The 7000-nt window shown below is 69.2% G+C and carries 7 protein-coding genes; 1 reads left to right on the top strand and 6 read right to left on the bottom strand.

The annotated features are described in order from the left end of the window. Positions 1-568, bottom strand: a 568-nt coding sequence (locus KK7_RS20620) for a DUF1826 domain-containing protein (protein WP_010545056.1), incomplete at its 3' end; no start/stop codon positions are given. A gap of 263 nt (positions 569-831) precedes the next feature. On the opposite strand from KK7_RS20620, the gene KK7_RS0112855 reads away from it, so the two are divergent. Beyond that, the gene (locus tag KK7_RS0112855; RefSeq protein ID WP_083836088.1) at positions 832-1146 is read left to right on the top strand and encodes a MerC family mercury resistance protein; all 315 of its coding nucleotides are present in this window, start codon (positions 832-834) and stop codon (positions 1144-1146) included. On the opposite strand, the gene KK7_RS0112850 is transcribed toward KK7_RS0112855, so the two are convergent. The 5 genes from KK7_RS0112850 to kdpA are packed head-to-tail and all read right to left on the bottom strand — an operon-like array spanning position 1143 to position 6995. Further along, a complete protein-coding gene (locus KK7_RS0112850; RefSeq protein ID WP_010545054.1) occupies positions 1143-1829 on the bottom strand; it encodes a response regulator in 687 nt (228 codons plus the stop codon). The two genes, KK7_RS0112855 and KK7_RS0112850, sit on opposite strands and share 4 nt — an antisense overlap. 8 nt (positions 1830-1837) lie before the next feature. Continuing rightward, complete coding sequence (gene kdpC, locus KK7_RS0112845) at positions 1838-2410, bottom strand: potassium-transporting ATPase subunit KdpC (RefSeq protein ID WP_010545053.1); 573 nt, start codon at positions 2408-2410, stop codon at positions 1838-1840. Between the two features lie 13 nt (positions 2411-2423). After that, positions 2424-3251, bottom strand: a complete 828-nt coding sequence (locus KK7_RS0112840; protein ID WP_010545052.1) for a transporter — start codon at positions 3249-3251, stop codon at positions 2424-2426. A gap of 9 nt (positions 3252-3260) precedes the next feature. Further along, entirely contained in the window at positions 3261-5279 is a 2019-nt protein-coding gene (gene kdpB, locus KK7_RS0112835; protein ID WP_010545051.1) for a potassium-transporting ATPase subunit KdpB, read from the bottom strand. Positions 5280-5291: 12 nt separating this feature from the next. After that, on the bottom strand, positions 5292-6995 hold the full coding sequence (gene kdpA, locus KK7_RS0112830) for a potassium-transporting ATPase subunit KdpA (protein WP_010545050.1): 1704 nt from the start codon (positions 6993-6995) through the stop codon (positions 5292-5294). Positions 6996-7000: the final 5 nt, after the last annotated feature.

The raw sequence follows: 7000 nt of genomic DNA, 5'->3' as shown, positions 1-7000 counted from the left end.
CGGTGTCCGTTAGCGGCGGCGAGCGATGCAGAATGGCCAGCGGGTCCGCGCCCAGGCGTCCCTTGAAGATGCCGACGTCGCCGGTGCGCAGCTGGCGAACGGGCGCGTCCGTCGGCGCGATGCCGTAGATCCACTGGGTACCAGGCCCGACCAGCGTGGCGAGCAGGCGCGCGGTGACGTAATCCGCGTGGAACTTGCGGCATGCATCGGTATCGATGACCTCGAGCCGGATGGTGACCGCATCGAGGCTGTGGATCGCGGCGAAGCGGCGGGCATGGCCGGCGATTTCGTCGAGCAACGCGTCGCCGCGGGCACCGGCGGGGTAGCCGGCTTCGGCAAGCCCCCCGCCGATCTCCGCCTCCAGGCGGTCTACCCCGGCGACGAAATCGAGATCGTCGATCCGCGACCAGTCGAGCCGGGACAGCCACTCCAGCGAGGCGGGCAGCGGCCGCCGCCAGACTACCAGATGCACCTCCGGGCGGGTCACCAGCTGCAACACCTCCGGGTCGCAGCGTTCGATCGCGAGGGGGGACGACGCAAGGGCCCGCGCCGGCGCGACACTGATCATCGCGCCGTCCCCCAGCGGCGGCGCATGCCATGCCCGCGCAGCGCCCTGGACGGGAGACAGAGACTCCCGTCGACATGCGCCCCGCCCGCGGAAATCGCGGGCCAGGAGCGAGAAACCTCCGAAACCGAATGCCCTGGTCCGGTGCGCGGCAGCGCGGGCACGGGATGAAACACGCCGACCTCCTTGAAAGAATGATATGTTGTATCATCTCCATGGCGTTCAGGAACAGCGTACAAGCCGTTCGGCGGCGGGAAGGACGGTGCATGCGGTTGTCGGAACTGGGAGGCGTGCGGTGGCAGAGGCGACTGGACCGGATCGGCATCTGCGCCTCCGCTTTGTGCATGCTCCACTGCCTGGCGCTGCCGCTGGTGCTGGCAGCGCTGCCCGCGCTCGCCGCACGCTTCGCGCCTGGGGACGCATTCCACTGGATGCTGCTCGGCGTGGCGCTGCCCTGGCAGGCGGCGTTCGAGACCGGGCTGACCGTGGCGGGGAGCCTGTGCCTCGCCGGCGCCCACCTCGCCAACTGGCGGGAGGGCGTACGCCAGCCCTGCGCCGTTCCCTGCGACGGACGCTGCTAGCCGCCGACCAGCCGGTAGCCGACGCCGGGTTCGTTGACGATCAGCTGCGGGCGACCGGGATCCGCCTCCAGCTTCTGACGCAGGTTGCGCACCACGATACGGAGATAATCGAGCTGCTGGACATGCGCCGGGCCCCAGATGTCGCGAAGCAGTTGCCCGTGCGCGATCACTCGATCCGGATGCGCCGCCAGCAGCGCCAGCACGCCATATTCCTTGGGCGCGAGATGCACCGGCTCGCCATTCTTCCGGACCCGCCGGTGGAGCAGGTCGATCTCGACCGCCCCGATCACCAGCTGCTCGCGCTCGGCCGATCCGGCGAGCCGGTGGCGGAGCGCGGTGCGCAGGCGGGCGAGCAGTTCCTCCGTATCGAACGGCTTGGTGCAATAGTCGTCCGCGCCGAGATCGAGGGCTGCGACCTTCTCGCTGGTGTCGGTGCGCGCCGAGACGACGATCACCGCCGCCCCGCCCGCCTTGGCCTGCTGGATCAGTTCGATGCCGTCTCGGTCGGGCAGGCCGAGATCGAGCAGCACCGCATCGGGCTTGTCGATGCCGAAGGCGGCGATCGCCTCGCGCGCCGTCGCCGCCTCGATCACCTGGTGGTCTGCGCGGGTGAGGGCCCCGCGCAGCAGCCGGCGGATATGGCTGTCGTCCTCGACGATCAGGACCTTGGTTGCGCTCGCCATGGCTTGGCTTAGCGAGCGCCGCCCTGCCGGTCGAGCGCGAGATTGAGCGCGAGCACGTTGACGCGCGGTTCGCCGATGATGCCGAACAGCGGGCGCTGCACGTTCGCCTCCACCAGCTGCGCGACGCGGTCAGGCGCAATGCCCCGTGCCTTGGCGACGCGCGCGACCTGGAAACGCGCGGCTTCGGGGCTGATTTCGGGGTCGAGGCCCGAGCCCGATGCCTGAAGCAGGTCGGCCGGGGCGTCGGCACCCAGGCGTTTCTGGTCGGCGGTCACCCGATCGCTCAGCTTCTTGGAGGCCGGGCCCAGGTTCGAGCCGCTCGAGGCGAGCGCGTCATAGCCATTGCCTGCCGCCGAGGGGCGACCCTGGAAATAGCGGTCACCGGCGAAGCTCTGCCCCAGCAGCATCGAGCCGCGCAGCTTGCCGGCATCGTCGCGCACCAGCGAGCCATTGGCCTGTGCCGGGAACAGCAGCTGCCCGGCGCCGGTCACCACCAGCGGATACACGATCCCCAGCAACGCGGCGAAGATCAGGGTGAACAGAAGCGTGGGACGGAGGCCGGAAACGAGATCGGAACGCATGGCGATATCCTCCTCAGAAGCGGGTGGAGACGCCCAGATAGACCTGGGCATCGGGGGTGGCCTGGTTCAGGCCGAAATTGGCGCCGAGATCGAGCTGCAGCGTCGGGCGCAGCAGATAGGTCGCGGCGATGTCGGCGGAGGTCTGCGTCACATAGGCCGCCGGATCGAAGTTCCGCGCGACCCAGAACTCGCCGATCAGCGTGAACTTCGACGTGATCGCCTTGCCGAGATTGGCGGTGCCGACCAGCTGGGCATGGTGGCCGTGCCCGTCACTGTCGGCGAGGATGTCACCCTCGGGGCCGAAAGTGAGCGTGAAGCCCTTGGGCAGCGCGATGTTGACCGGCACAATCACCCCGCCCTCGGTCTGGCCGTTGCCGATGCCCGTCTTCGCCGTGGGGATCTTGACGAAGGGCAGCACGGCGATCTGCACCTGCCCCGCCGGATCGGTGAGCCGCTGCTTGAGCCGCAGCGTGAGGTCGCCGACGCCGCGCAGCGTCTGGGTGCCCTCCGCGGTGCGGGTGCGCACGGTCTCGTAGGGCGCGATGCTGGCCTCGATGTCGGTCGAGCCGGTCAGGCCGACTTTGAGCGTCGGGTTGGTGTAGAGCACGGTGTCGACGCGGGTGTCGCCCGCATCGGTGCGGGTCCAGTTGCCGATGTCGGTCTCCAGCTGCACCATGCCCTGCGGCACGGTGCAGGCGAAGTTCGACTTGGTCGGGCGGTCGGTGCACAGCGCGGGAGCTGCCGCCCCGGCGGCCGCCGGGGCGGCAGGCACGCTGTCCTGCGCGAAGGCCGGAGCGGCGACGACGGTGAGCGACGCGAACGAAAGAAGCGTACGGAACATGGGTAATCCTCAGGCGAGGTGAAGGCCGGCGACGGCCAGATCGATGAGCTTGATGCCGATGAACGGCGCGACGAGTCCGCCCAGGCCGTAGATGGCGAGGTTGCGGGCGAGCAGCTGGCCGGCCCCCATCGGCTTGTAGGTCACGCCCTTCAGCGCGAGCGGCACCAGGAACGGGATGATGATCGCGTTGAAGATCACCGCCGACAAGATCGCGCTGGTCGGGCTCGAAAGGCCCATGACGTTGAGCACGCCTAGGCCGGGATAGAGCGCCACGAACATCGCCGGGATGATCGCGAAATATTTGGCGACGTCGTTGGCGATCGAGAAGGTGGTGAGCGCCCCGCGGGTCATCAGCAGCTGCTTGCCGAGGCCGACGATCTCGATGAGCTTGGTCGGATCGCTGTCGAGATCGACCATGTTGCCCGCCTCGCGCGCCGCCTGGGTGCCGGTGTTCATCGCCACGCCGACATCGGCCTGGGCAAGCGCGGGTGCGTCGTTGGTGCCGTCGCCGCACATCGCGACCAGCTTGCCGCCCTGCTGTTCCTGGCGGATCAGCGCGAGCTTGTCCTCGGGCGTGGCTTCGGCGAGGAAGTCGTCCACGCCCGCCTCGGCGGCGATGGCGGCGGCGGTGAGCGGATTGTCGCCGGTGATCATCACCGTGCGGATGCCCATCCGGCGCAGCTCGGCGAAGCGCTCGCGCACCCCGGCCTTGACCACGTCCTTCAGTGCCACCGCGCCGAGCAGGCGGCCGTTGCGCGTCACCGCCAGCGGGGTCATGCCGCCGCGTGCGATGCCGTCGGTGATGCGCTTGAGTTCGGCGGCACCGGCGGCGTCCGGATCCATCTTGAGGATGGAGTCGACCGCGCCCTTCAGGATCACCGTGTCGCCCTGGCGCACGCCCGAGCTGCGGGTCTGCGCGGTGAAGGGGATCACTTCGGCATCGGCATCGAGCTTCGTGTCGAACGCGAACTTCTCGCGTCCCAGCGTCACGATCGAGCGGCCCTCGGGCGTCTCGTCCGCAAGGCTGGCGGTGAGCGCCGCCTCGGCCAGCGTCCGCTCTTCCACGCCGGTCAGCGGGTGGAAGGCGCTCGCCTGACGGTCGCCGATGGTGATCGTGCCGGTCTTGTCGAGCAGCAGCACGTCGACGTCACCCGCCGCCTCCACCGCGCGGCCCGACTTGGCGAGCACGTTGAAGCGCACCAGCCGGTCCATGCCCGCGATGCCGATCGCGGAGAGCAACGCGGCGATCGTGGTCGGGATCAGCGTGATCAGCAGCGCCGCCAGCACCGCCACCGGGATCGCGCCGCCGGCATAGGTGGCGAAGGCCGGGATCGTGCCCACCGCGATCAGGAAGATGATCGTCAGGCCGACGAGCAGGATGGTCAGCGCGATCTCGTTCGGAGTCTTCTGCCGCTCGGCGCCCTCGACCAGCGCGATCATCCGGTCGAGGAAGCCCTTGCCGGGATCCTGGGTCACGCGGATGATGATCTTGTCGGAAATGACGCGCGTGCCCGCGGTGACGGCCGAGCGGTCGCCGCCCGCCTCGCGGATCACCGGCGCGCTTTCGCCGGTGATCGCGGCCTCGTTGACCGAGGCGACGCCCTCGACGACTTCGCCGTCCGCCGGGATCAGGTCGCCGGTCTCGACCAGCACGAGGTCGTCGCGCTCGAGCAGATGCGCCTCGACCTTGCGCCAGGTCTCGCCGACGCCGGTCAGCTTCTTGGCTTCAAGCTCGGACTTGGTGGCGCGCAGCGACGCCGCCTGGGCGCGGCCCCTGCCCTCGGCCAGGGCCTCGGCAAAGGTGCCGAACAGCACGGTGAGCCACAGCCAGACGATCAGCTGGACCTGGAACCCCACCGGCAGCGGCTCGCCGCCGAGCGCCAGCAGCACCGTGAGCAGCAGCGCCGCGACAGCAGTCGTGAACAGGATGGGGTTGCGGATCAGTTCGCGTGGGGAAAGCTTGCGGAACGCGTCCCCGATGGCCGGGCCGATCAGCTCGGCCGCGAAGATGGACTTGGGTGCAGACATTGCGTGTCGTCCTCAGAAGAGCTGGCCGCGGAGCAGCGTGACGTGATCGGCGATCGGCCCCAGCGCCAGGCTCGGCAGGAAGGTGAGGCCGCCCAGGATCAGGATGATGCCGACGAGCAGCCCCACCCACAGCGGCCCCGTGGTCGGGAAGGCGCCGACGCCGCCGGCGGCATGCTTCTTGGCGGCGAGGCTGCCGGCGATCGCCAGCACCGGCACGATCACGAAGAAGCGGCCGAGCCACATCGCGATGCCCAGCATGGCGTTGTAAAAGGGCGTGTTCGCCGAGAGGCCGGCAAAGGCCGAGCCGTTGTTGCCGGTCGCGGAGGTGAAGGCGTAGAGGATCTCCGAGAAGCCGTGCGGGCCGTTATTGGCGATGCCCGCCAAACCCGCCGGCAGCACCGAGGCCAGTGCCGCACCGCCCAGGATGCAGAGCGGCAGCACGGCGACGGCGAGCACCGCCAGCTTCACTTCGCGCGCCTCGATCTTCTTGCCGACATATTCCGGCGTGCGCCCCACCATCAGCCCGGCGACGAACACCGAGAGAATGGCGAACAAGAGAAAGCCGTAGATGCCCGCACCGACGCCGCCGACCACGATCTCGCCGAGCTGGATGTTGAACAGCGGGATCAGGCCGCCGAGCGCGGTGAAGCTGTCATGCATCGCGTTGACCGCGCCGCACGAGGCCGCCGTGGTGACGACCGCGAACAGCGAACTGCCGACGATGCCGAAGCGGGTCTCCTTGCCCTCCATGTTCGCACCGGCGACATGGATCGCATGCAGCGCCGGGTTGCCGGCGGACTCCGCCGCATAGGTCACCGCCACGCCGCCGAGGAACAGCACCGCCATCGCGGCGAGGATCGCCCAGCCCTGGCGGGTGTTCCCCACGGCCTTGCCGAAGGTCCAGGTGAGGCCGACGCCGACGAGGAAGATCGACAGCATCTGCACCAGGTTGGTCAGCGCGCTCGGGTTCTCGAACGGATGCGCCGAGTTGGCGTTGAAGAAGCCGCCGCCATTGGTGCCGAGCATCTTGATCGCTTCCTGGCTGGCGACGGGCCCCAGCACGATCGTCTGGCGCGCGCCTTCCAGCGTGGTCGCATCGATGCTGCTGGCCAGCGTCTGCGGCACGCCGCAGGCGACCAGGAACAGCGCATAGACGATGCAGGCCGGGATCAGCAGATACAGCGTCACGCGGGTGAAATCGGCCCAGAAATTGCCGATGCCGCGCGCTTCCTTGCGGGCGAAGCCGCGGAACAGCGCGAAGGCGATCGCGATGCCGGTCGCAGCGGACGTGAAATTGTGCAGCGTCAGCCCCAGCGCCTGCGACAGGTTGGAGAGCGTCGATTCGCCCGCATAGCCCTGCCAGTTGGTGTTGGTGGCGAAGCTGATCGCGGTGTTGAACGCGCCGTCGGCATTCATGCCGGCAAGCCCGCGCGGGTTCCACGGCAGCACCGCCTGCAGGCGCAGCACCGCATAGGTGAGCAGCGCAAGCGCGAGATTGAACAGGATGAGGTGCAGCGCGTAGGTGCGCCAGCCCTGCTCGGCGTGCGGATCGATCCCGCCGATGCGGTAGATGCCGCGTTCGACCGGGCCGAACACGCGGTGGAGCGGTGTGCGGCGCCCCTCGTAGAGCGCGAAGAGCCACAGGCCCATCGGCTTGGCGGCGGCCGCCAGGATGGCGACGAACAGGGCGATGAAGCCCCAGCCTTGGAGTGTCATGCGGC

It is taken from the genome of Sphingomonas elodea ATCC 31461, from assembly GCF_000226955.1.
GTDB classification, from domain to species: Bacteria; Pseudomonadota; Alphaproteobacteria; order Sphingomonadales; family Sphingomonadaceae; genus Sphingomonas; species Sphingomonas elodea.
This window is presented reverse-complemented; position numbering and strand designations above follow the sequence as displayed.